A 20,567-nucleotide genomic window follows, 5' to 3' on the forward strand; every position below is an offset into this window, starting at 1 on the left:
GCGGGGTCACGTCCCGGGCCGTCAGTGGGGGACGGAGCGGCGGCGGTAGGTGACCTTGTTGTGCTGGACGCGGGTGACCTCGACGGTCAGATGGCGGTCCCGGCCGAGGGGGAAGTGCGCCGTACAGCGCACCGCGGCGGCCGGCACGGGCTGGAGATCGCCGGAACAGTGCACCGCGTCGGGCCCGTTGCGGAACGGCAGGGTGAGTTGCCCGCTGAGCTTTCTGGCGATTTCGGTCCGCGGCACGGTGTGGGTGCCGTCGTCGACCTCGCTGGTGGCGTCGCGGTCGCGCAGCCGGGCGGTGAGGAGGGCGAGCAGCCCGGCGGCCAGGAGGACGGTGACGAGGCCGAGGGTCAGGCCGAGGAAGGGGGCACGGGTAGGGCCGCGGTGTGGCGGGGGTGCGCTCACCGCCGCCCGCCCCGGGGATCGCGGGCGCGCCGGCGGTGGGCGAAGGCACCCCAGCCGGCCGCGCCCAGCAGCAGTGCACCGCCGAGCGCCGTCGCCGCGGGGCCGCCGCCGGCCGACCCGCCCAGGCCGGTGTGCGAACCGCCTTGAGGGACGATCTCGTCGTCGCCGCCGCTTGGGGCGAAGGTCTCGTCGTCACCGCTCTGCGGGACGGCCTCGTCGGCGCCGTCCTGAAGGGCGTTCTCGTCCGGGCCGGTCTGAAGGGCGTTCTCGTCGGGGCCGGTCTGGAGGGTGCTCTCGTCCGGGCCGGTCTGGAGGGTGCTCTCGTCGGCGCCGCTCCGCGGGGCGGGCTCGGTGCCGTCGGAGACCAGCAGGGTGCCGGTGAGGGTCTTCCGGCCGTCGTCGCCCGCGCCCTGCCCCTCGTACACCGCCTGGGTCTGCCGGGTGCCCGCCGCCCCTCCGCAGGTGACGGTGACGGTGTATGTGCCGGGTGCGGTGCCCTCGGGCAGGACCGCGGTGCCGCCGGTCCGGTCGCCGACCGAGGAGAGCTGCATCGCGGGGATGTCCACGCCGCCGAAGGTGGCCTCGGCCGAGCCGCCCGCGCAGCGGCCCCCGTCGTGGACGGAGAAGGCGGCGCCCGGTGCCACCGTGCCCGGCTGGACGACCACCGCATGCGCACCGGCCGGGGCGCGGCCGGTGGCGGCGTCGTTCACCGCGTCGGTCACGGTCTCGGTGGCGGCATCCGCCCCCTCTCCGTCGCCGAGGAGCAGGACGGAGACCGCCAGGGCGCCGGCCCCCAGCGCGTACAGAGGAATGTGGCGTATGTACATGTTCCGAGCGAAGCGCCCGGTCGGGCGGTGCGCACCTCGATAGCGCGCACCGCCCTGGGCCAACTACCGGGTAAGCGGCGACCCGCCTGCTGTTTCCGCAGGTCACACGGGTGCGCATGCCCCGGACAGCGGAACGGGCGGGATGGTCTTTCCGGGTGGTGCGCAGTGTCGGGGCCGCATGGCCCCGGTACCGCCTCAGGCCTCCAGCTGGAGGTCCCATTTGCCGGACCGCCCCGTCAGGGTGGTCACCGACAGCGGCTGGACATCGATGCGCCAGTACACATGCGGCGGCGCCTGGAGCGCGTAGACCAGGGCGGCCCGGATGACGCCGGGTTCGGCGACCGCGAGCAGACCGGCGGCGTCCTCGACCGGCCGGGTGTCCAGCCAGCCGCCGACCCGGGAGATGAAGGCCAGCAGTGACTCCCCGCCGTGCGGGGCGGAACGCGGGTCGGCGAGCCAGGCCTCCACCGCGCCGGGCTCGGCCGCGGTCACCTCGCCCAGCGTGCGGCCGCGCCAGCGGCCCATGTCGCAGTCGCGCAGCGCCGGCTGGGCGAGCGGGCTCAGGCCCAGCGCGTCGCCGGTCTCCCGGCAGCGCGCGGACGGCGAGCAGTAGCGCAGTTCGGCGGCGGCCAGCCGGCACAGCACGGGGGCGGCCCGCTCGGCCTCGTACCATCCGGCCGCGTCGAGCGGGCGGTCGTCGTCGAACCGCGTCTCGAGCAGCGAGGAGTTACGGGCCGCGGCGAGCAGCTTCAGTCGAACGCTCATTCGCCGATGGTAAGAGCAGCGCCACCCCCGTCTGCCAGGGTTGACGGGATCCGATCAGATCCCGATCAGATCTCGATCGGACCGGGGTCCATCAGCCCGAGGGTCATCCACTGCTCCGGGGCCACCAGCCTGCGGAAGCCGATCTTCTCGTACACGCCGTGGGCGTCCTTGGTGGCGAGCGTGAGCCGGCTGAGCCCGCAGGGCGTCATATGGTCGGCGATGGCCGTGACCAGGGCCGTACCCAGCCCCTTGCCGCGGTCGTCCCGGCAGACGTAGACATCGCAGAGCCAGGCGAAGGTGGCGTGGTCGGTGACGACCCGGGCGTAGCCGGCCTGCCGCCCGGAACCCGCCTCGTACAGACCGAAGTTGAGCGAACCCGCGACGGCACGGTCATGCAGGGCCCGGGGGCGGTCCAGGGCCCAGTAGGCGTCGGTGGACAGCCAGCGGTGGACCAGGGCGGCGTCGAGGCGGGCCGGGTCGGTGGAGATCTCGTAGCCGTCGAGGGCGTGTTCGGTCATGCGGGGAGGTTCGCAGAAGGGCGGGCGCGCCGTCGAACCGAGGGACGAGGTCGGGCGGGGGGCGGGCCGGCCGGTTCCGCACGCCCTCAGTCCACCCGTACGCCCCTCTCCCCGCACGCCGTACGCAGCCTGCGGATGCCCTCGGTCAGCTCGCCGATGCCGGCCGCCGCCGCGAAGCTCAGCCGCAGATGCGCCGCCGGCGGCTCGGCGGCGAAGTACGGGCGGCCGGCCGCGACCGCGACGCCGGCCCGCAGCGCCGCACCGGTCAGCGCCGCCTCGTCGGTACCGTCCGGCAGCCGCACCCAGAGCTGATAGCCGCCCGGCGGCACGTACAGGCCGCCGCCGTGCCCCGGATCGCGGCCGTACGCCGTCCCGTACCCCGGCCCCCGCTCGACGAGCGCGGGCAGCTGCGCCCGCAGGGCGGTGGTCAGTGCGTTCCGGCGGGCGGTCAACTCCGCGGCGATCAGCCGCAGATGGCGGGACCAGGCGGGCGAGCCGACGAGTTCCAGGGCGGCCTCCTGAAGCGGCCCCGGAACGAAGAAGTTGTCGACGACCTGGATGGCGCGCAGCCGGTCCAGGACCGGGCCGCGGGCGGCCAGGGCGCCCACCCGCAGATTGGGCGAGGTGGCCTTGGTGAGCGAGCGGATGTGGACGACCGTGCCGTTCTCGTCGTCCGCCATCAGGGTCGGCGGGAGCGCGGGGGCATCGTCATGGCCGAGCAGCCGCGCGAAGTCGTCCTCGATCACGAACGCCCCGGCCGCGCGGGCCACCCGCAGCACCTCGCGCCGCCGCTCGGCCGCCAGCACCGCACCGGTCGGGTTCTGGAACAGCGGCTGGCAGACGAACAGCCGGGCACCGCTCGCGCGGAAGGCGTCGGCGAGCAGGTCCGTACGGACACCGTCCGCATCCGCCGGGACGGGCACCGGCCGCAGCCCGGAGGCGCGGGCGACGGCGAGCATGCCCGGGTAGGTCGGGGACTCGACGAGCACCGGGGCGCCGGGCGCGGCGAGTGCGCGCAAGGCGGCGGTCAGCGCGTTCTGGCCGCCCGCGGTGATCAGGACGTCGCTGGCGGCGAGCGCGCCGCCGGGGCCGCCGATCTCCCGCGCGAACCAGGCGCGCAGCTCCGGTACGCCCTCCACCGGCGGCCGGCTCCAGGCGCCAGGGCGGCGCCCTGCCCGGGCCAGGGCGGCGGCCAGGGCGCGTTCGGGCTGGAGGTCGGCGTGGAGGTAACCGCCGTTGAGCTCGATGACGCCGGGGGCGGGCCTGGCAAGGGTGGCCACCACGCCCGAGGCGTCGACGCTGCGCGGCACCTGGTCGCCGGCCGGTTCCGCGCTCAGCGCGATCTCCTGCCAGGACGTGTCCACCGGCCGGGGCGCCTCCGTACGGGGCTCCGCCCGGAAGGCGCCGGAGCCGGGGCGGGTGACGACCAGGCCCTCGGCCACCAGCTCGGCGAGCGCCCGGGAGACGGTCACCGGGCTGACCCGGTGCTGCTCCACAAGGGCACGGCTCGATGGCAGCTTCTCTCCACATGAGTAGCGGTTCAGCTCGCTCCGGAGGATGGCGGCCAGTTCAGCGACACTGCTACGCTCTTGCATGAGAGCCAACGATAGCGCTATCGCCTCCGCCCGGGTAGCGGTCAGCACCCCGGCGACCGACGCTCACAGCGCCCCGCCCTCTGGGGCCCCGTCCGCCGGGATACAGGATTCCCCCGACACCGCCCCCGGCGCCCGCGGCACCCTGGCCACCCGTGGCGTCCTCCTCGCCGCCCTCGGCGTCGCCGCCTTCTCCCTCACCTTCCCCGGGACCGCCTGGGCACTGGAGGGCATGGGGCCCTGGACCGTGGCGATGCTGCGCAGCGTGCTGTCCACCGTGCTGGCCGGCGGCGCGCTCATGGTCTTCCGGGTACGGGTCCCCGAGCGCCGCCACTGGGCGGGGATCGCGGTGGTCTCGGGCGGTGTGGTCCTCGGTTTCCCGCTGCTGACCACCCTCGCGCTACAGACCTCCACCACCTCCCATGCGGCCGTCGTGGTCGGACTGCTGCCGCTGACCACCGCCGCCTTCTCGGCGCTGCGGACCGGCGCCCGGCCCTCCCGTACGTTCTGGATCGCGTCGCTGACCGGCGCCGCCGTCGTCATCGGCTTCGCGGTGCAGCAGAGCGGCGGGGCGCCGGGCCGCGGCGATCTGTTCCTGTTCGCGGCGCTGCTGGTGTGCGCGGCCGGCTATACGGAGGGCGGCCGGCTGGCCCGCCATATGCCGGGCTGGCAGGTGATCGGCTGGGCGCTGGTGCTGACGCTCCCGGTGACCGTGCCCGGCGCGGCGCTCGCGCTCTCCACCGAGCCGCTGCATCTGACGGTGCACGCGGGGGCCGGCCTGCTGTGGCTGGCGTTCGGCTCGCAGTTCCTCGGGATGGTCGTCTGGTACCGCGGGATGGCCGCGATCGGCATCTCCAAGGCGAGTCAGCTCCAGCTCGCCCAGCCGCTGCTGACCCTGGTGTGGTCGGTCCTGCTCCTCGGCGAACGGCTGCCCCCGGCCGCCCCCGCGGCGGCACTGGCCGTCCTGGCCTGCATCGCGGTCACCCAACGCACCCGAGGCTGACGCGCCGCACCCCGGGACGGACGACCCGCCCGTGCCACGGACCTGCCCGGCCCCCACCGCACCGCCCCGGCCCCACCGCCACCCGGACGCCCCCGGAAACGGACCTCCCGCCCCAGGTGCGCCCCCCGCTTCCGGACGTAAACTTGCCGCGATGGCACCTCGTGCTGTCCGGGCCGCCTCAGGCCCGTAAACCGTTGAAACCGTTGGCCGTTCAACCGCTCGGCCGTCGCGTTGGCGGCCGTTCGGCTCACATGGCCGCCTGAAGCGGGGAGGACCCCTGATGCACGCGACCAAGGGCGACCGGCTGGTGGTGCACGGCAGGACCGTCGGGCATCACGACCACGTCGTCGAGATCATCGAGGTACTGGGAACGAACGGCGATCCTCCCTACCGTGTCCGGGCCGAGGACGGGCATGAGGCGATCGTGTCGCCCGGCCCTGACTCGGTCGTCCGGCACGCGAAGAGCACCGACGTCGACCCCGGCCGCTGAGGGACCCGGCGCGGATCCCGCCACGGCCGCGCCCCCTACGGCCGCGCGGGCGGCCTCACGCCCGTGCCGCGCTGCCGTAGTGCTCGCGCACGATCCGCGCCATGGCACCGGCCCGGTCCCTGGCCACCTCCTTCGCCGAGAAGTAGACATGGCCGCCCACCTGCGGATAGCCCCGGGCGAAGGTGAGATGGCGGGCGAGCTCGGCCGGATCCTTCCAGGCTGCCGGTTCGCTGTCGCCTGCCTTGTAGAGCGCCTCACCGATATAGAGGTCGACACCGGTGCCCTCGACGGTCCGTGACCACCAGGGCACCAGCTCGGCATAGTCGGCAGCCTTGGTCCCCAGGGGCCAGTACACCTGCGGCACGATGTAGTCGAGCCAGCCCTCGCGCACCCAGCGGCGGGTGTCGGCGTACAGGTCGTCGTAGGTCTGCACCCCGGCCTGGGTACGGGACCCCAGCGCATCGGCGCCCTGATTGCGCCAGACCGCGAACGGGCTGACACCGAAGCGCACCCGCCGCCCCTCCTGCTGTCCGCCCCGGTCGAGCCGCTGGGCCACCTCGTAGACCAGCCGGTTGATGTTGTCCCGCCGCCAGGCGCCCCGGCTCTCGAAGTCGCCGCCGTATGCGCGGTACGCCGCATCGTCGTCGAAGCTCTTGCCGGCCACCGGATACGGATAGAAGTAGTCGTCGAAGTGCACCCCGTCGACGGGGTAGTGCGCGACCGCGTCCAGCATCGCGTCCTGGACGAAGCTGCGGACCTCCGGCAGTCCGGGGTTGTAGTAGAGCTTGCCGCCGTACGGGACGACCCACTGCGGGTGCCGGCGGGCGGGGTGGTCGGGTGCCAGCCGCTGCGGGTCGGTGTGGTTGGCGACCCGGTACGGGTTGAACCAGGCGTGCAGTTCGAGATCGCGCTGATGCGCCTCGCGGACCGCGAAGTCCAGCGGGTCCCAGCCCGGGTCGCGGCCCTGCTGCCCGGTCAGGTACTGGGCCCAGGGCTCGTACGGGGAGGGCCACAGCGCGTCCGCGGTGGGGCGCACCTGGAAGAAGACGGTGTTGAGGCGGCGCCTGACCGCGGTGTCGAAGTGGGCGCGCAGTTCGCGCTGTTGCTCGGCGGGGGTGAGCGTCGTACGGGAGGGCCAGTCCAGGTTGGCGACGGTCGCCAGCCACATCCCGCGCATCTCGCGGCGCGGCGCGCGCGCCGCGGGTGCCGCGGGTGCCGCCGCACCCGCCGTGAACAGCGAGGTGGCCGCGCCGAACGCGGCCACCGCAAACCCTCTTCGTGTCATCCGTCGCATCAAAAGTCCCCAGATTGTCTGTTTCATCCCTTTCTGAGGGCTCAGAATGCCTGCCCCGGGCCCCGTAGCACAGCACCGCGCGGAGTAACGTCGGGACCGAGGCGGGCGTCGGACCCTTACGGCGTACCGCCGGTCCTGAAGAACAGCGAAAGGCACGAGGTGACGGACTCATTTGCCGACATTGCACGCGTCGGAGTGGTCGGCTGCGGCCAGATGGGCGCAGGCATCGCCGAGGTGTGCGCCCGCGCCGGACTGGATGTGATGGTCGCCGAGACCACCGGTGAGGCGCTGGAGCTGGGCCGCACCCGCTTGACCAACTCCCTCGGCAAGGCCGCCGAGCGCGGCAAGATCACCGCCGCGGAGCGCGATGCGACGCTCGACCGGCTCAGCTTCACCACCGACCTCGGTGAGTTCGCCGACCGCGATCTCGTCATCGAGGCCGTCGTGGAGAACGAGCAGGTCAAGACCGAGATCTTCCAGGTCCTCGACCAGGTGATCACCCGGCCGGACGCGATCCTGGCGTCCAACACCTCGTCGATCCCGCTGGTGAAGCTGGCCGTCGCCACCTCCCGCCCCGACCAGGTCATCGGCATCCACTTCTTCAACCCGGCCCCCGTGCAGAAGCTGGTGGAGCTGATCCCCGCCCTCACCACCGGCGAGGAGACCATCAAGCGCGCCGAGAAGATGGTCCAGGACGTCCTGGGCAAGCACGCCATCCGCGCCCAGGACCGCTCCGGCTTCGTCGTCAACGCCCTGCTCATCCCGTATCTGCTCTCCGCGATCCGGATGTTCGAGTCGGGCATCGCCAGCCGCGAGGACATCGACAACGGAATGGAACTGGGCTGCGCCCACCCGATGGGCCCGCTCAAACTGTCCGACCTGATCGGCCTGGACACCGTCGCCTCGGTCGCCGAGTCGATGTACCACGAGTACAAGGAACCGCTGTACGCCGCTCCCCCGCTGCTCCAGCGGATGGTGGATGCGGGCCGGCTGGGGCGGAAGTCCGGTTCGGGCTTCTACGCCTACTGAGCGCACTCCCGACCTGCACAACCGCCGGTCCTGACGCGCCGTCCGGAACCCCGAAGAGCGCGTGAGTGGGGCCCACCTCCTGCACAACGGAGGCGGGCCCCACTGTCGTTTCACCGTCCGGCGCGTTTCCGCCGGAGTCCGCACCCGGCCGTGCATCGACCGCCGTTCGTGTCAGCGGTCCAGTGCGGGAAGGCCGGCGAGGCCCGTGTCGAGCATGATGCGCTCGACAGTCTCGTTCAGGGAGCTGGCAGCGCCGATGACGGTTTCCCCTCCGCCGGGCAGCAGGTCGAGTTCCCGGTACCAGCCGCGCAGCTGGGCTGCGTCGATGTGCGCCAGATCGAGCTTGGTGGCATGCCGACCGAGGGTCTGCTCGAACGGCACGTGAAGGTAGTAGCCATGAGTCCGGCCGCGGTGGTCGGTGCGCAGCTGCGCGAGCATCTCGCCATAGCGGTCGGCGTACAGGATGCCCTCCACCACCACGTGAAAATCCGGCGTCGAGGGCGTAGTTCCCGGTTCCGGAATTCCTGCGTCGACCTCCCCATGAGTTAATTCCGGCGGCCCAGGCATGAACCGGTGCTCCCGGAATTGAGCCGCGAGCTGTGCGGGGCAGTCGCCTTGCGCCGGCCCCGGCGCGTCATCTCACATAAGCCGACAGAAGTTACCGGACAGTCCGGGGAACCCCTCGGGAGCGGCTGCGCTCTCCATGGATGACGAAGGGAGCAAATCTCCGTACGCAATCGTCGGGCGAATTCGGGAACAGGGAGACGCCGCGGAATTCCTTCCGATGACCGCCGACCGGCTCCTCGCTGACCAGAGTGCATCCGGTAAGTCGGCGATGGCAGCTCGCTCCCCTGCGACGAATTGAATCTCCTTCGCAAGTTCCCGGAATTCCCCCCCAGCTCAACACCTGCCGAAACCACAGGAGATGCCGTCATGGCGAAAACTACCTCCGCCCTGCGCAGGGCGACCACCCAAAGGGCCAGAAGCGTCACGGCGCTGGCCACAGCAACGCTTGTCGCGGCGCCCCTGCTGGCCATGGGGTCACCAGCCATGGCCGACGACAAGCTGAAGCCTCAGGTCGACGAGAACGTCTACGAGAAGGAAGAAGACATTCTCGCTGCGATGCAGAGGTGGGCACCTGCCGCGGACTCGGAAACGTCGATGGGTTACCCGCAACTGGAAAAGGACCTCACCCTGGCCGACGTTCAGAAGACCTATGACGCCGACCAGGCGATCAAGGATGCCGTGGCCGCGGCGCAGAAGTACGCCGACAACGACAAGAATCCTGAGCCGCTGCGCGAGAGCGCCAGAAAGCTGGTCAACGGCTGGCCCGACGCGGGTACACCGCAAGGCAACGACATCCGCAAGAACACCAAGGACACCGACATCGGCGACGGCCAGACCGCAGAGCAGTACTGCAAAATGACCAACAAGGACCCGAAGTCCGACTCCTTCCAGCAGTCGGCGCCGTGCGTCTTCGTCGGGAAGGTCGCCGACGCCAAGGCCGACAAGTGGCCGGTGCGAAAGGAGGCCGGAGCTGCGTCGGCGGTCGACGAGTTCATCAAGAAGATCTCGGCGTCCGTGACGGACGAGAAGAGTGTGACGGAAGGCTGGACAGTAGGCGGAAAGATCACGCCCAAGATCGGTGACGGCAAGAGCGAAGTCGGCGGTGAGGCCAGTTTCACCTACAACTACGCCACCACCTACACCCGCAAAGTGCAGAGCACCGAAGAGGATTCCATCAAGATCCTGCCCCAGGGCCAGAAGCTGGTCTCCGTGGAGAGCCGGGCCAACGGCGCGTACTACACCGGCTATATCGTCGTTCGCGGCGATACCGACCACGGACAGCGTTTGATAGCCATCCCCGCTAAGGCTTTCATCCAGTCGCCCGACACCGGCCAACCGGTCACCTGGTTCAAGCGGGTGAAGCCCTAGTAACCCTGGTCAGGGGTGTCTCTCACCGCTGACCGCCGGCGGGGGCCTGGAGCCGCTACGGTCCAGGCCCCCGGCCGCGCCCCCGAGGGCACGGGAGGACCTGCCACGGCGACACGGACACCCATGCAGCACCTTCAGGAAGCGGCGCGGAGGACGGAGTGCCCGGCGGCGGTCAGGGTGTGGAGCATTCTGTTGCGGTGACGCGCCGCGGCGGTCAGGCCGGCCGAGCGCAGGACGGTCGCGTGTTCACTGGCGCTGGCCGGACAGCATGCTGTCGAACGCCGCCTTCGACGAGACGTTGCATGTGCTGCATCCGCTCCGCGGAGGTTGCCTCGTCCATCTGGGGCCAGTACGGCTTGATCACCTGTTCGTAGACGTTGTGCAGCATCCCGTTGTACCGGTTCAGCGCCCTGCGGTCGTCGCCCAGGCGACGTGTCCAGCCCGGGGCAGCCTGATACCGGTCGGCCAGCCGCGTCACCTGACGTTGGACCTGCGCCACCTCAGCATCCACAGCGCGATCCCCGCTTCGAGTGGCGGTCGGGGTGCCTGTGCCGCGCGGGTGCGGGCCAGGTCCTCCACGGTGAAGTGGATCCGTAACGTCATGTGGTCATTGTCCTGCTTTGTCGATGTTCGGGTCACGCCGAGTCACGTCGCTCTTCCACCTGCCCGGGACGGAATCTGAGAACGCAACGGAACGGCACCACCGGGCTCCAACAGCTCGGCCGGGCCGCAACCAACCCGGACCACGGGGCTTTCCGCCCAAGGAGGAGTTCATCCATGCGTACATTGCGCAGCGCAGCGGCCACCGCCGTGGCCACCACGGCTCTCGGAGCCGGACTGCTGCTTCCCGCCGGCGCGGCATCCGCCGAGAGTAGCAACGCCCGCCCGGGGCCGCCCCCGTGGAGGAGGGGCGGCCCCGGGCCGGCTGGGCCCGGGGCCCTGAAGCGGGCTGGCCTGTCGGGACTCGTACCGATCGGCTGCGTGTCGTTGTACGGCGAGTGTCGTTGTCCGTATGGGGGGCAGCTGATCTTGTCGCCTACCTCAAGGAGCCGTCATGCGCCTGTTCCGCACCGGAGTCACCGCCGTTGGGGTACTTGTGCTCTCCGCCTCACTGGTCACCAGCTCGGCGGCGGCCGCACAGGGCCGGTTCATCTGGGTGGGACCCAGGGGAAAGTTCTACGCGGTTCAGAACCCCCCGGACCACAAGTGCCTCGAGATGGGGCAGCAAGCCAGGGAACCTCATAACTTCACGCACAAGCCGCTCGTCGTGTACTCGAACAAGCACTGCACGGGCGCCGCGACACGCCTGAAGCCGGGCAGGCACGCCGGCCGGGGTCTTCACTTCGCCAGCGTCCGCTTCAACCCGTGAAACAGCGAGAATCCTCCGCGTGCTGAGCTGGAGGACGGTCCGCCCGCCGCTCGGGGAATACCGGCGGGCGGACTCCGGGCCGGCGGGCGCCCGACCGCCGGCTTCGGCCCCCGTGGGGATTTCCAGTCAACTCCCCCACGCGGACGGGCGGGAGCGTGTGCGGCGCCCCGCCCGGAGTGCCCGGTTCACACCCCGTGCGAATGCCCCCTCGGCCCGTCAGGCCCGTCGCTCTGCGTCATTTCGCACGGGGTGTGAACCGCAGACCCGGATCTCCCCACCGCACACGCTCCCGCCCGTCGGCGCAGCGCAGTTGACTGAGGCCCGTACGCGCCAAGGAACTCGCTGACCGAAGGAATGAGGAGCGGACTGTGACCGCCCACCCCGAAACCGATCCGGTGACCGCCGACTTAGCGGAGCTGCGGCGTCTGCTCGACGTACGCACCGCCCGGGTCGACGGCCAACTCGCGCTGCTCGCCCAGCGCTCCGAGCAGTACGAGCGTGACACGGGCGAACTCCAGGCCCGTGTCACGCGGTTGGAGAGCACCCGCTGGCCACTGCCGTCCCTCGCCGCGCTCACGGGGCTCGCGGCGCTGGTGATCGCGGTGTGGCAGGCGCTGGGCCGATGACCGGGGGCGGCGGGTAGGAGACCGCCGGGAGGGAGCGGACGGGACCGGACGGGTAGGGGCGGGACGGGGCCCCTGGCTTCCGCCTGCCCGGCCGGTCCGGGGCCGGCTCGCCTCAGCCCAGCCGGATGTGGTGCAGCATCAGCAGCGCGGCTGCCATGTTGGCGGCCGGTACCTCCCCTCGCGCCACCATGTCGGGGACCAGCTTCAGCGGCACCCACTCCCGCCGGTCCGACTCGAAGGCGTCCTGCGGGGGGCCGGTGTACTCCCCCTGGTCGGACCAGTAGATGTGGTGCCGGGCATCGGTGAGGCCGTTGGACGGCTCCACCGTGAGGAGATGGCGGAGGGGGCCGGGACGCCACCCGGTCTCCTCCTCCATCTCGCGCGCTGCCGCGGCCGCCAGGTCCTCACCGTCCTCGACGACCCCGGCGGCCAGCTCCCACCCCCAGGTGTCGGTGATGAACCGGTGCCGCCACAGCAGCAGGACCTCCTGGGACTCGTTGACCACCGTGGCGGCGGCGACCGGCCGCATCCGGATCAGGAAGTGGTCGAGACGGCTGCCGTCCGGCAGCTCCACATCGGCCAGATTGACCCGGAACCAGGGATTCGCGTAGACGGGCTTCTCGCCGAGGTTGTTCCAACGCACGTAACTGCCACCTTCCGCTGAGGAGCCGGCAAGGTGACACGAGGCCGGTCACAGCGGAACGCGCAGCACCTCGTCGATGAGATCGGCAGCCTCGTCCGTCGCGGCGCTCCCGGTCTCCGCCAGATGCTCGCGCACCGCCCGCAGCCGGTCCCGCAGCCGTTGCGACTCCATGCCCCGAGCCTGCTCGGTCATCTGCGCGGCATTGGCCACGGCCCGGTCCGCATCGCCTTGGCGCAGCTCGATATGGGTGAGCATGGCCAGCCGGTGGACCCGGCCGCGGTCGTGGGCGGGGGTGTCGACGGCGGCGTCCGCCTGCTCCCTGGCGGCCCGCAGGTCGCCGAGGCTGAGCAGCGCCTCCGCCACTTGTACGTTCACCAGGCCGGGCTGCACATAGTCCGTCTCGGCCGGCTCCAGCCCGGGCCTGATGCGCTCCGCGGCCGCCTCCGCGCGCCGGATGCACGCCAGCGCACCCGCGCCGTCGCCGAGTCGGGCGTAGGACTTGGCCTGCATCGCGTAGAGGTCCGCGGAGAGCGCCGGTGTGATCTGCGGACCCGCGGCCCGCAGCGCCGCCTCCGCGAAGGCCACCGCCTGGCGGTACTCCCGTACGAAGAGGGACTGGTTGACCAGCAGCGCGATGACATACGCGCCGAGGCCGCGGTCCCCGCTGGCCTTGGCCAGCCGCAGCGCCTGATGGAAGTAGCGCTGGGCGAGCCCGAGAGCGTCCGAGTCGTACGCGCAGATGCCGGCGACCGCGACCAGCCCGCCGGTCGCCCGGTGGAGCTGACGGCCGGTCGCATCGCTGTAGCTGCCCCGCAGCAGCGGCGCCGCCTCGGAGTTGAGGAATCCCACGATGCGTGCTCTGGTCGCGATACCACCCGCCTTCCGGTACATCTGCTCGTAGTGGGTCCGCGCGGCGCGCAGCATCTCGATGTCGGCCTTGCCGACCCGGGTCAGTCCGTCGCGCGAGACGTCGTAGTCCTCGGGCGGGTTCTCCCACTCCCAGACGGGGATGACCGCCGATGTGCCGGTGAGGGCCGGGGCGTCGAGGATGTGCGGGCGCTGCTGCTCGTCGGAGCGCCACAGCGCGGTGGCCCGCTCGACGAAGCCGGAGAGCGGGGTGTCGGTGGCGCGCTGCCGGCCCGGTCCGCTCAGCCCGATGTCCGCGAGGCCGACCGGCCGGTGCAGCCGCTCGGCAAACACCTCGCAGATCAGGTCCGGCACCTGGCCGCGCGGCCGCTGGCCCTTCAACCACCGTGCCACCGCGGTGTGTTCGTACCGCAACGCCAGCCCGCGCCGCCGCCCCAGGTGGTTGATCCGCGCGGCCAGCCCGGCATGCGAGATACCGGCCTCGTCGAGAATCGCATCGAGCAGGGTGTTGGGCTCCATACCGGCCTCCCGGTGAGCCGGGCCCGCCCCGGGCACCGGCCGATGGCCTTGTCGACATGACCACTCCGCCGGTCGAGCGTAGTCAACTCCGCTTCACACGGGGTGTGAAGAGCTGTGTGAGGAGTCCCGGCCACTACAGGGCTCCGCCCGTCCGGCACCGGTCGCCTGCGCCGGCAGCCGTACCCGGTCGTTGCACAGCATCAGCAGCGCCACATCGTCGGTGAGCCGTCCCCCGGCGTGCCGCAGCAATGCCTCCCGTACGTCCCCCACCACCGCACACGGCGCGGGACCGCAGGGCGCCGCGGCCGTCTCGACGCTGCTGCGCAGTTCGCCGGTCAGCGGGAAGAACGCGCCCGCCGCGTCCCGTGCGTCCACCGCCCCGTCGGTGTGCAGGAACAGCCCCTCGCCGGGCGCCAGCCGTCCGCACCGCACCTCGGACAGCTCCTCGGGCAGCGGGAAGAGTCCCAGCGGCGGCATCGGCTCGTCCGGCGCGAACGGCGCGACCTTCCGGGAGCCGATCCGGTACGGCCACGGATGGCCGCAGTTGAGCGCGGTGACAGCGCCGTTCTGCGCGATCTGCACCAGCAGCAGCGTGACGAACTCCTCCGCGAGCGGGCTCACCGCCTCCCCGCCGCCGGCCGGCGGCTCGCCGCGGCCCCGCTCCCGCAGATGGCGCTGGTGGGCGCGCTCCAACCGGCGCAGCACACCGGTGAGTTCGGGCTCGTCGTGCACCACCTCGCGGAAGCTGCCGAGCATCGCGGCGACCGTGCCTATCGCCTCCAGGCCGTGTCCCCGGACATCCCCGATGACCGCACGGACGCCGTACCGGGTCCCCATGACCTCGTAGAGGTCCCCGCCGACCACGGCCCCCTCGCTCGCCGAGAGGTGGTCGGCCGCCACCAGCATCCCGTCGATGCGCCGCGGTAACGGCCGCAGCAGCACCCGCTGGGCCGCCGTGGCGACCTCCCGGGTGCGCTCCAGCTCCCGTACCAGCCGCAGCCGCCGCCCGGCCGTCAGATAGCTGGCGGCGACCACCGCGAGGATCGCACCGCAGGTCATCAGGCGGGTGCCCGGTCCGGCCCCGGGCTCCGTCGCCCCGAACGGTACGAGGGCGAGCAGCGCGCACAGCCCACCGAGCACCACGCACTGGCGGCGGCCGGTGCCCGCGCAGGCGATGGCCGGTGCGGCGGCGAGGAGTTGCAGCAATTGGCCGCTGGTCGGCTCGTACAGTTCCCAGCCCACCACGCCCAGCACCCACAGGCCGGGCAGCACGAAGACGAGGGCCCGCCGGGCAGCGGCCACCCCGGCGCGTGCCCCACCCCGCGCCCAGGTTCGGATCATGGTCCCCCTAGCCGGTGGTCCCTGGCAGCCGTTGAGCCGGTCGGTCCGGTCCCCTGCCGCGGTCACGCAGGCCGCATCGACCGCGTCGATTCTCGCGACGCCCGGTGCCCATCCCACGACGATAGGTAAATAACCACCCGATGGGGTGATGGTGTACGAATCGGATCGTCTCCGTGGGAATCGTCCGTCCCCCACAGGCGCAACAGGCCGCGCCGGCCCGCTCGAACGCCGAAGGGGCGAGGGCATGGACGGCTCGCACCGTCCACGCCCTCGCCCCTCATACGAGCCGGCGGGCCGTTCAGCCCCGCAGCACCGCTCCGGTCCGCTCCACGGCCGCCGCCACCGCCGCATCACGGGCGGCCGAGGCCTCCTCCGCGGTCAGCGTCCGGTCCGCGGCGCGGAAGCGCAGCGCATACGCCAGCGACTTCTTGCCCGCACCGAGCTGTTCGCCGGTGAAGACGTCGAAGAGCCGCAGCGACTCCAGCAGTTCACCCGCGCCGTCACGCAGCGCGCCCTCGACGTCCGCGGCCGGGACCGCGGCGTCGACGACGAGCGCGACGTCCTGCGTGGCGACCGGGAAGGCGGAGATCTTCGGCGCCTTCAGCGGCCCGGCACCGGCCCGCTCCAGGCGGTCCAGGTCGATCTCCATCGCGCAGGTGCGCTCCGGCAGGGCGAGCGCCTTGATGACCCGCGGGTGCAGCTCACCGGCGTTGCCGACCAGGATCTCCTCGCCGTCGACGAGGGCGAGCAGTGCCGCGCAGCGGCCCGGGTGGAACGGGGCGTGCTGGTCCTGACGGATGATCAGCTCGACCCCCGCCTCGCGGGCGACCGTCCGGCCCGCCTCGATGGCGTCCGCCCAGATTGCGGGGCGTCCCTCGCCCCACCAGCCGGCCTGCTCACGGCCTCCGGCGAGCACCACGGCGGCGCGCCGCGGCTGCTGCGGCAGCGAGGCGTCCAGCGAGGCGATCTCGTCGTCGGTCGGCCGGCGGTCGACGACCAGCCGGCTGGCCGGCTTCTCGTCACCGGTCGCCCGGAAGACCGGACCGGTCTCGAAGAGCGCGAGATCGTGGCTGCCGCGGCCGTAGTTGCGGCGCAGCGCGCCGAGCAGCCCCGGGATCAGCGTCGTACGGAGGTCGGGCTCCTCGTCGGAGAGCGGGTTGACGAGGGTGACCGCCGCGCGGCGCGGGTCGTCCGGCTCGATGCCGAGCTGGTCGAGGACGTGCGAGCCGGTGAACGGGTAGTTCAGCGCCTCGACATAGCCCACCCCGGCGAGCGCCCGGCCGACCCTGCGGTGCAGCCGCTGGCGCTCGGTCAGCCCGCGGCCGGCCGGCGGCTTCGGGAGGGTGGAGGGCAGGTTCTCGTAGCCCTCCAGCCGGATGACCTCCTCGGCGAGGTCGTTCGGTTCGCTGAGGTCGGGACGCCAGGACGGCACGGTGACGACCAGCTCATCCTGCCCGTAGACATCGCAGCCGACCTGCTGGAGGCGGCGGACGACGGTCTCCCGGCCGTAGTCGACACCGGCGACCTTGTCCGGGTGGTTGGCGGGGATGGTGATCGTGCGCGGCCCGCGGGGCGAGACGACCTCGGTGACGCCTTCGCCTGCGGTGCCGCCGCCGAGCAGCACCAGCAGGTCAACGGTCCGCTGCGCCGCGGCGGACGTCGCCTCGGGGTCGACCCCGCGCTCGAAGCGCTTGGCGGCCTCCGAGGAGAGCTTGTGCCGGCGGGCCGTCCGGGCGATGGTGATCGCGTCGAAGTGCGCGGCCTCGATCACGATGTCGGTGGTGCCGCGGAGCTCACCCGTCCCGGGGTCGGCGACGGCGCCCGCGATCTCGGTGTTGGCACCGCCCATCACTCCGGCGAGGCCGATCGGGCCGCGGTTGTCGGTGATGACCAGGTCCCCGGCGTCCAGCACCCGCTTGGTGCCGTCCAGGGTGGTCAGCTGCTCGCCCGGGGTGGCGCGGCGGACGCCGATCGGGCCGTCGACGGTGGCCCGGTCGTAGGCGTGCAGCGGCTGGCCGAGCTCCAGCATCACGTAGTTGGTGATGTCCACGGCGAGCGAGATCGGGCGCATGCCGGCCTTCTGGAGGCGGCGCTGCATCCAGAGGGGGGTGCGCGCCTCGGGCTCCACACCGGTGACCGTACGGGCGGTGAAGCGGTCGCAGCCGATCGGATCGGCGACCTGGACCGGGTAGCCACCGGTGTTCGGCGGCGGTACGTCCAGCAGCGCGGGGTCGCGCAGCGGCAGGCCGTAGGCGGTCGCGGTCTCGCGGGCCACTCCGCGCATCGACAGGCAGTAGCCGCGGTCCGGGGTGACGGCGATGTCCAGCACCTCGTCGACGAGCTCCAGCAGCTCGATGGCGTCGGTGCCCACCTCGTACTCCGGCGGCAGCACGATGATGCCGTGCGAGCCGTCGTCGCCCATGCCGAGCTCGTCGCCCGAGCAGATCATGCCGTGCGACTTCCGGCCGTACGTCTTGCGCGCGGCGATCTTGAAGTCGCCGGGCAGCACGGCGCCGGGGAGGACCACGACGACCTTGTCGCCGACGGAGAAGTTCCGCGCACCGCAGACGATTTCCTGCGGCTCGCCGGTGCCGTTGGCCTGGCCGACGTCCACCGTGCAGAAGCGGATCGGCTTCTTGAAGCCCTCCAGCTCCTCGATGGTCAGCACCTGGCCGACGACGAGCGGCCCCTTGAGGCCCTCGCCGAGGCGCTCGACGGTCTCGACCTCCAGGCCGACCGCGATGAGCTTTTCCTGTACGTCACGGCCGGTTGCCGTCGCCGGCAGGTCGACGTACTCCCGCAGCCAAGAAAGCGGGACCCGCATCAGATCTCCATCCCGAACGGCCGGGTGAACCGGACGTCGCCCTCGAACATGTCGCGCATGTCTTCCACGTTGTGCCGGAACATCAGCATCCGGTCGATGCCGAACCCGAAGGCGAAACCGCTGTACTTCTCGGGGTCGACGCCGCAGGCGATGAGCACCTTGGGGTTGACCATCCCGCAGCCGCCGAGCTCGATCCAGCCCTCGCTGGAGCAGGTACGGCAGGGCCGGTCGGGGTTGCCCACGGACTCGCCACGGCAGACGTAGCAGACCATGTCCATCTCGGCGGACGGCTCGGTGAACGGGAAGTAGTTCGGGCGCAGCCGGGTCTTCATGTCCGGTCCGAAGAGCGCCCGGACCATGTGGTCGAGGGTGCCCTTGAGGTCGGCCATGGTCAGGCCCTCGTCGACGGCCAGCAGCTCGATCTGGTGGAAGACCGGGGAGTGCGTGGCGTCCAGCTCGTCGGTGCGGTAGACCCGCCCCGGGCAGACGACGTAGACCGGCGGCTCGCGGTCGACGAGCGTACGGGCCTGGACCGGCGAGGTGTGGGTGCGCAGCACGACGCCGCTCTCATCGCCCTCGCTGCCGTTGCCCCGTACGAAGAAGGTGTCCTGCATCTGGCGCGCCGGGTGGTCGGGCACGAAGTTCAGGGCGTCGAAGTTGAACCACTCCGCCTCGACCTCGGGGCCCTCGGCGACCTCGTAGCCCATCGCGACGAACACGTCGGCGACCCGCTCCATGAACGTGGTGAGCGGGTGCCGGGCGCCGGCCGGGGTGCGGTCGTGGGGCAGCGTGACATCCACGGCCTCCTCGACGAGCACCCGCGCGTCGCGCTCCGCCTCCAGCTCCTCCTGGCGGGCCTTGAGCGCCTGGTTCACCCGGCCGCGGGCCTGGCCGACGCGCTTGCCGGCGTCCGCCTTGGCGTGCGGGGGCAGGGCGCCGATCTCGCGGTTGGCGAGGGCGAGCGGCGAGCGGTCGCCGGTGTGCGCGACCTTCACCTCACGCAGCGCCTCCAGACCGTCCGCGGCGGCGATGGCGGCCAGCGCCTCGTCCAGCCGGGCGGCGATCTCTTCCGGTTTCAGGGCTTCGACCTCGACAGGGTCGTACGACTTATTGGGTGCGGACATCTCTTCCCGTGCTTCCGGTGGACTGGCTTGGCTTGGCTCGCTTCGCCTCGGCTCTTCGTTCACAAACGTCGATGACAAACGTCGATCACGAACGTCGGATGCCGAGCCCGCGTGTGCCCGCGATGCCTGTGCGCCAAAGGTGCCAAAGGTCAAGTCTAAGGGGGACGGGCGTCGCGGCAGCCCCGAGCCCCTGCGGGGCGCCCTCCGCTACCCGCCTAGGTCAGGAAGGCCGGGGTGGCGACGGGCAGGCTGAATCGGAACTGTGCGCCGCCGGCCGGGGCCCGGCCGACCGTGATCGTGCCGCCGTGGGCCTCGACGATGCCCTTGACGATGTAGAGGCCCAGGCCGGTGCCGCCGCGCTTGCTGCCCCGCCAGAAGCGGGTGAAGACGCGGCTCATCGACTCCTCGGGAATGCCGGGGCCCTCGTCGCTCACGGTGACGCTCGTCCCTTCCGTGCGGGTCGCTTCCGATGCCGGTCCGACCTCGATGGTGACGGTTCCCTCGCCGTGGCGCACCGCATTTTCCAGCAGATTGCCCAGCACCTGGTCGACCTTGTCCGGGTCCGCCCACAGATCGGGCAGCGGTTCGCGCATCCGGATCAGAAAGCGGTCCGGGCGCTGACCTGCGGTGGTCTGCGCCTGGACGTGCCGGCGGACGGCGGCGATCATGTCGACCCGCTGCCGGCGGACCTCCAGCCGGCCGGAGTCGATACGGGAGATGTCCAGCAGCTCGGCGATCAGCCGGGTGACACGGTTGGCGTCCGCGTCCACCGTCTCCAGCATCAGCCGCTTCTGGTCGTCGGTGAAGCGTTCCCACTTCTGGAGGAGGGTGGCGGTGAAGCCCTTGACGGAGGTCAGCGGCGAGCGGAGCTCATGGGCGACGGTGGCGATCAGTTCCGCGTGGCTGAGCTCCGTACGGCGCCGGGCCTCGGTGCCGCGCAGCGCGATCACCAGCCGCTCCACGGGGCCGGCCGGCCGGCTGCGGACATAGCGCGCGGAGACCAGCACCTCGCGGCCGCCGAGCAGCAGATTGCGCTCGGGCTGGCCGCGGCGGATGGCGAGCCCGCCGTAGGGGTCGGTCAGCCGCCACCAGCGGCGGCCCTCGATGTCCTGCAACGGCAGGGCCTGTTCGAGGGGGTGGCCCAGGGCGTCCTCGGCGGCGATCCCGGTGATGGCGGCGGCCGCGGCGTTGAAGCAGATCACCCGGCCGGACCGGTCGGCGACGACCAGGCCGTCCGGCAGATCGTCGGGGTCGATCCCGAGACCGGCCACCGGCCCGTCGGACGGGCAGCTGTCAGCAGTGACTGTGATGCCGGAAGTCCTCACACTCATCCCCGTTACCCCCTTCCGGGCCCCCGGGCACGCAAGACTACTAGCTCGTCCGGGTCGCGCCG

At 71.9% G+C, this 20,567-nt stretch carries 20 protein-coding genes and 1 pseudogene; 6 read left to right on the plus strand and 15 right to left on the minus strand.

Annotated features, from left to right (window positions below; genetic code table 11):
- Nucleotides 1–21: 21 nt before the first annotated feature.
- The 5 genes from ACZ55A_RS21950 to ACZ55A_RS21970 form a co-directional block, all read right to left on the minus strand.
- A complete protein-coding gene (locus ACZ55A_RS21950) occupies nucleotides 22–408 on the minus strand; it encodes a DUF4333 domain-containing protein (RefSeq protein ID WP_468842460.1) in 387 nt (128 codons plus the stop codon).
- Nucleotides 405–1,235: a hypothetical protein gene (locus tag ACZ55A_RS21955; RefSeq protein ID WP_468842462.1), complete on the minus strand. Its 831-nt coding sequence runs from the start codon at nucleotides 1,233–1,235 to the stop codon at nucleotides 405–407. The genes ACZ55A_RS21950 and ACZ55A_RS21955 overlap by 4 nt, the downstream gene beginning before the upstream one ends.
- A gap of 195 nt (nucleotides 1,236–1,430) precedes the next feature.
- On the minus strand, nucleotides 1,431–2,000 hold the full coding sequence (locus ACZ55A_RS21960) for a histidine phosphatase family protein (protein WP_468842465.1): 570 nt from the start codon (nucleotides 1,998–2,000) through the stop codon (nucleotides 1,431–1,433).
- Between the two features lie 65 nt (nucleotides 2,001–2,065).
- On the minus strand, nucleotides 2,066–2,518 hold the full coding sequence (locus tag ACZ55A_RS21965) for a GNAT family N-acetyltransferase (RefSeq protein WP_468842468.1): 453 nt from the start codon (nucleotides 2,516–2,518) through the stop codon (nucleotides 2,066–2,068).
- Nucleotides 2,519–2,604: 86 nt separating this feature from the next.
- On the minus strand, nucleotides 2,605–4,113 hold the full coding sequence (locus tag ACZ55A_RS21970; protein ID WP_468842471.1) for an aminotransferase-like domain-containing protein: 1,509 nt from the start codon (nucleotides 4,111–4,113) through the stop codon (nucleotides 2,605–2,607).
- Between ACZ55A_RS21970 and ACZ55A_RS21975 the strand changes: the two genes are divergently transcribed.
- Both ACZ55A_RS21975 and ACZ55A_RS21980 read left to right on the plus strand, forming a co-directional pair.
- Nucleotides 4,112–5,113, plus strand: a complete 1,002-nt coding sequence (locus ACZ55A_RS21975; RefSeq protein WP_468842473.1) for a DMT family transporter — start codon at nucleotides 4,112–4,114, stop codon at nucleotides 5,111–5,113. The two genes, ACZ55A_RS21970 and ACZ55A_RS21975, sit on opposite strands and share 2 nt — an antisense overlap.
- A 280-nt stretch (nucleotides 5,114–5,393) precedes the next feature.
- Nucleotides 5,394–5,603 carry a DUF1918 domain-containing protein gene (locus ACZ55A_RS21980; protein WP_468842476.1) on the plus strand — a complete coding sequence of 70 codons (210 nt, stop codon included), beginning with the start codon at nucleotides 5,394–5,396 and terminating at the stop codon, nucleotides 5,601–5,603.
- 55 nt (nucleotides 5,604–5,658) lie between these two features.
- Here the strand turns inward: ACZ55A_RS21980 and ACZ55A_RS21985 are convergent, their stop codons facing one another.
- Nucleotides 5,659–6,897, minus strand: coding sequence for a glycoside hydrolase family 10-like protein (locus ACZ55A_RS21985; protein WP_468842478.1), 1,239 nt, complete (start codon nucleotides 6,895–6,897; stop codon nucleotides 5,659–5,661).
- 159 nt (nucleotides 6,898–7,056) lie between these two features.
- On the opposite strand from ACZ55A_RS21985, the gene ACZ55A_RS21990 reads away from it, so the two are divergent.
- Nucleotides 7,057–7,926, plus strand: a complete 870-nt coding sequence (locus ACZ55A_RS21990) for a 3-hydroxybutyryl-CoA dehydrogenase (RefSeq protein ID WP_468842481.1) — start codon at nucleotides 7,057–7,059, stop codon at nucleotides 7,924–7,926.
- A gap of 171 nt (nucleotides 7,927–8,097) precedes the next feature.
- On the opposite strand, the pseudogene ACZ55A_RS21995 reads toward ACZ55A_RS21990, so the two are convergent.
- Nucleotides 8,098–8,440 (minus strand): annotated as a pseudogene (locus ACZ55A_RS21995) (P-loop NTPase family protein); the annotation flags it as partial.
- 419 nt (nucleotides 8,441–8,859) lie between these two features.
- Here ACZ55A_RS21995 and ACZ55A_RS22000 point away from each other — a divergent pair.
- The gene (locus tag ACZ55A_RS22000; RefSeq protein ID WP_468842484.1) at nucleotides 8,860–9,861 is read left to right on the plus strand and encodes a hypothetical protein; all 1,002 of its coding nucleotides are present in this window, start codon (nucleotides 8,860–8,862) and stop codon (nucleotides 9,859–9,861) included.
- Between the two features lie 214 nt (nucleotides 9,862–10,075).
- Here the strand turns inward: ACZ55A_RS22000 and ACZ55A_RS22005 are convergent, their stop codons facing one another.
- Both ACZ55A_RS22005 and ACZ55A_RS22010 read right to left on the minus strand, forming a co-directional pair.
- Nucleotides 10,076–10,372 (minus strand): hypothetical protein, encoded by a 297-nt coding sequence (locus tag ACZ55A_RS22005; RefSeq protein ID WP_468842487.1) that lies wholly within the window; start codon nucleotides 10,370–10,372, stop codon nucleotides 10,076–10,078.
- Nucleotides 10,336–10,464: a hypothetical protein gene (locus tag ACZ55A_RS22010; RefSeq protein WP_468842489.1), complete on the minus strand. Its 129-nt coding sequence runs from the start codon at nucleotides 10,462–10,464 to the stop codon at nucleotides 10,336–10,338. The genes ACZ55A_RS22005 and ACZ55A_RS22010 overlap by 37 nt, the downstream gene beginning before the upstream one ends.
- 451 nt (nucleotides 10,465–10,915) lie before the next feature.
- Here ACZ55A_RS22010 and ACZ55A_RS22015 point away from each other — a divergent pair, with 451 nt between their 5' ends.
- On the plus strand, nucleotides 10,916–11,230 hold the full coding sequence (locus tag ACZ55A_RS22015) for a hypothetical protein (RefSeq protein ID WP_468842491.1): 315 nt from the start codon (nucleotides 10,916–10,918) through the stop codon (nucleotides 11,228–11,230).
- A gap of 368 nt (nucleotides 11,231–11,598) precedes the next feature.
- On the plus strand, nucleotides 11,599–11,856 hold the full coding sequence (locus tag ACZ55A_RS22020) for a hypothetical protein (protein ID WP_468842494.1): 258 nt from the start codon (nucleotides 11,599–11,601) through the stop codon (nucleotides 11,854–11,856).
- Between the two features lie 112 nt (nucleotides 11,857–11,968).
- Here ACZ55A_RS22020 and ACZ55A_RS22025 read toward each other — a convergent pair whose 3' ends face one another.
- The 6 genes from ACZ55A_RS22025 to ACZ55A_RS22050 all read right to left on the minus strand — a co-directional run bounded on the left by ACZ55A_RS22025 (nucleotide 11,969) and on the right by ACZ55A_RS22050 (nucleotide 20,505).
- On the minus strand, nucleotides 11,969–12,499 hold the full coding sequence (locus ACZ55A_RS22025) for an NUDIX domain-containing protein (RefSeq protein ID WP_468842497.1): 531 nt from the start codon (nucleotides 12,497–12,499) through the stop codon (nucleotides 11,969–11,971).
- Nucleotides 12,500–12,547: 48 nt separating this feature from the next.
- Nucleotides 12,548–13,885 (minus strand): transcriptional regulator, encoded by a 1,338-nt coding sequence (locus ACZ55A_RS22030; protein ID WP_468842500.1) that lies wholly within the window; start codon nucleotides 13,883–13,885, stop codon nucleotides 12,548–12,550.
- 93 nt (nucleotides 13,886–13,978) lie between these two features.
- Entirely contained in the window at nucleotides 13,979–15,226 is a 1,248-nt protein-coding gene (locus ACZ55A_RS22035; RefSeq protein ID WP_468842502.1) for a PP2C family protein-serine/threonine phosphatase, read from the minus strand.
- Between the two features lie 298 nt (nucleotides 15,227–15,524).
- On the minus strand, nucleotides 15,525–18,050 hold the full coding sequence (pheT, locus tag ACZ55A_RS22040) for a phenylalanine--tRNA ligase subunit beta (RefSeq protein ID WP_468842505.1): 2,526 nt from the start codon (nucleotides 18,048–18,050) through the stop codon (nucleotides 15,525–15,527).
- Nucleotides 18,050–19,174, minus strand: coding sequence for a phenylalanine--tRNA ligase subunit alpha (pheS, locus tag ACZ55A_RS22045; RefSeq protein WP_468842508.1), 1,125 nt, complete (start codon nucleotides 19,172–19,174; stop codon nucleotides 18,050–18,052). The genes pheT and pheS overlap by 1 nt, the downstream gene beginning before the upstream one ends.
- Nucleotides 19,175–19,389: 215 nt before the next feature.
- Nucleotides 19,390–20,505 carry a sensor histidine kinase gene (locus tag ACZ55A_RS22050; protein ID WP_468842511.1) on the minus strand — a complete coding sequence of 372 codons (1,116 nt, stop codon included), beginning with the start codon at nucleotides 20,503–20,505 and terminating at the stop codon, nucleotides 19,390–19,392.
- Nucleotides 20,506–20,567: the final 62 nt, after the last annotated feature.

The organism is Streptomyces sp. NPDC034111, from assembly GCF_055575375.1.

Coding starts and splice junctions, on each gene's coding strand:
- ACZ55A_RS21955 (WP_468842462.1), bottom strand. CDS start 1,235: ATGTACATACGCCACATTCCTCTGTACGCGCTGGGGGCCGGCGCCCTG.
- ACZ55A_RS21960 (WP_468842465.1), bottom strand. CDS start 2,000: ATGAGCGTTCGACTGAAGCTGCTCGCCGCGGCCCGTAACTCCTCGCTG.
- ACZ55A_RS21965 (WP_468842468.1), bottom strand. CDS start 2,518: ATGACCGAACACGCCCTCGACGGCTACGAGATCTCCACCGACCCGGCC.
- ACZ55A_RS21975 (WP_468842473.1), top strand. CDS start 4,112: ATGAGAGCCAACGATAGCGCTATCGCCTCCGCCCGGGTAGCGGTCAGC.
- ACZ55A_RS21970 (WP_468842471.1), bottom strand. CDS start 4,113: ATGCAAGAGCGTAGCAGTGTCGCTGAACTGGCCGCCATCCTCCGGAGC.
- ACZ55A_RS21980 (WP_468842476.1), top strand. CDS start 5,394: ATGCACGCGACCAAGGGCGACCGGCTGGTGGTGCACGGCAGGACCGTC.
- ACZ55A_RS21985 (WP_468842478.1), bottom strand. CDS start 6,897: ATGCGACGGATGACACGAAGAGGGTTTGCGGTGGCCGCGTTCGGCGCG.
- ACZ55A_RS22000 (WP_468842484.1), top strand. CDS start 8,860: ATGGCGAAAACTACCTCCGCCCTGCGCAGGGCGACCACCCAAAGGGCC.
- ACZ55A_RS22010 (WP_468842489.1), bottom strand. CDS start 10,464: ATGACGTTACGGATCCACTTCACCGTGGAGGACCTGGCCCGCACCCGC.
- ACZ55A_RS22015 (WP_468842491.1), top strand. CDS start 10,916: ATGCGCCTGTTCCGCACCGGAGTCACCGCCGTTGGGGTACTTGTGCTC.
- ACZ55A_RS22030 (WP_468842500.1), bottom strand. CDS start 13,885: ATGGAGCCCAACACCCTGCTCGATGCGATTCTCGACGAGGCCGGTATC.
- ACZ55A_RS22035 (WP_468842502.1), bottom strand. CDS start 15,226: ATGATCCGAACCTGGGCGCGGGGTGGGGCACGCGCCGGGGTGGCCGCT.
- pheT (WP_468842505.1), bottom strand. CDS start 18,050: ATGCGGGTCCCGCTTTCTTGGCTGCGGGAGTACGTCGACCTGCCGGCG.
- pheS (WP_468842508.1), bottom strand. CDS start 19,174: ATGTCCGCACCCAATAAGTCGTACGACCCTGTCGAGGTCGAAGCCCTG.
- ACZ55A_RS22050 (WP_468842511.1), bottom strand. CDS start 20,505: ATGAGTGTGAGGACTTCCGGCATCACAGTCACTGCTGACAGCTGCCCG.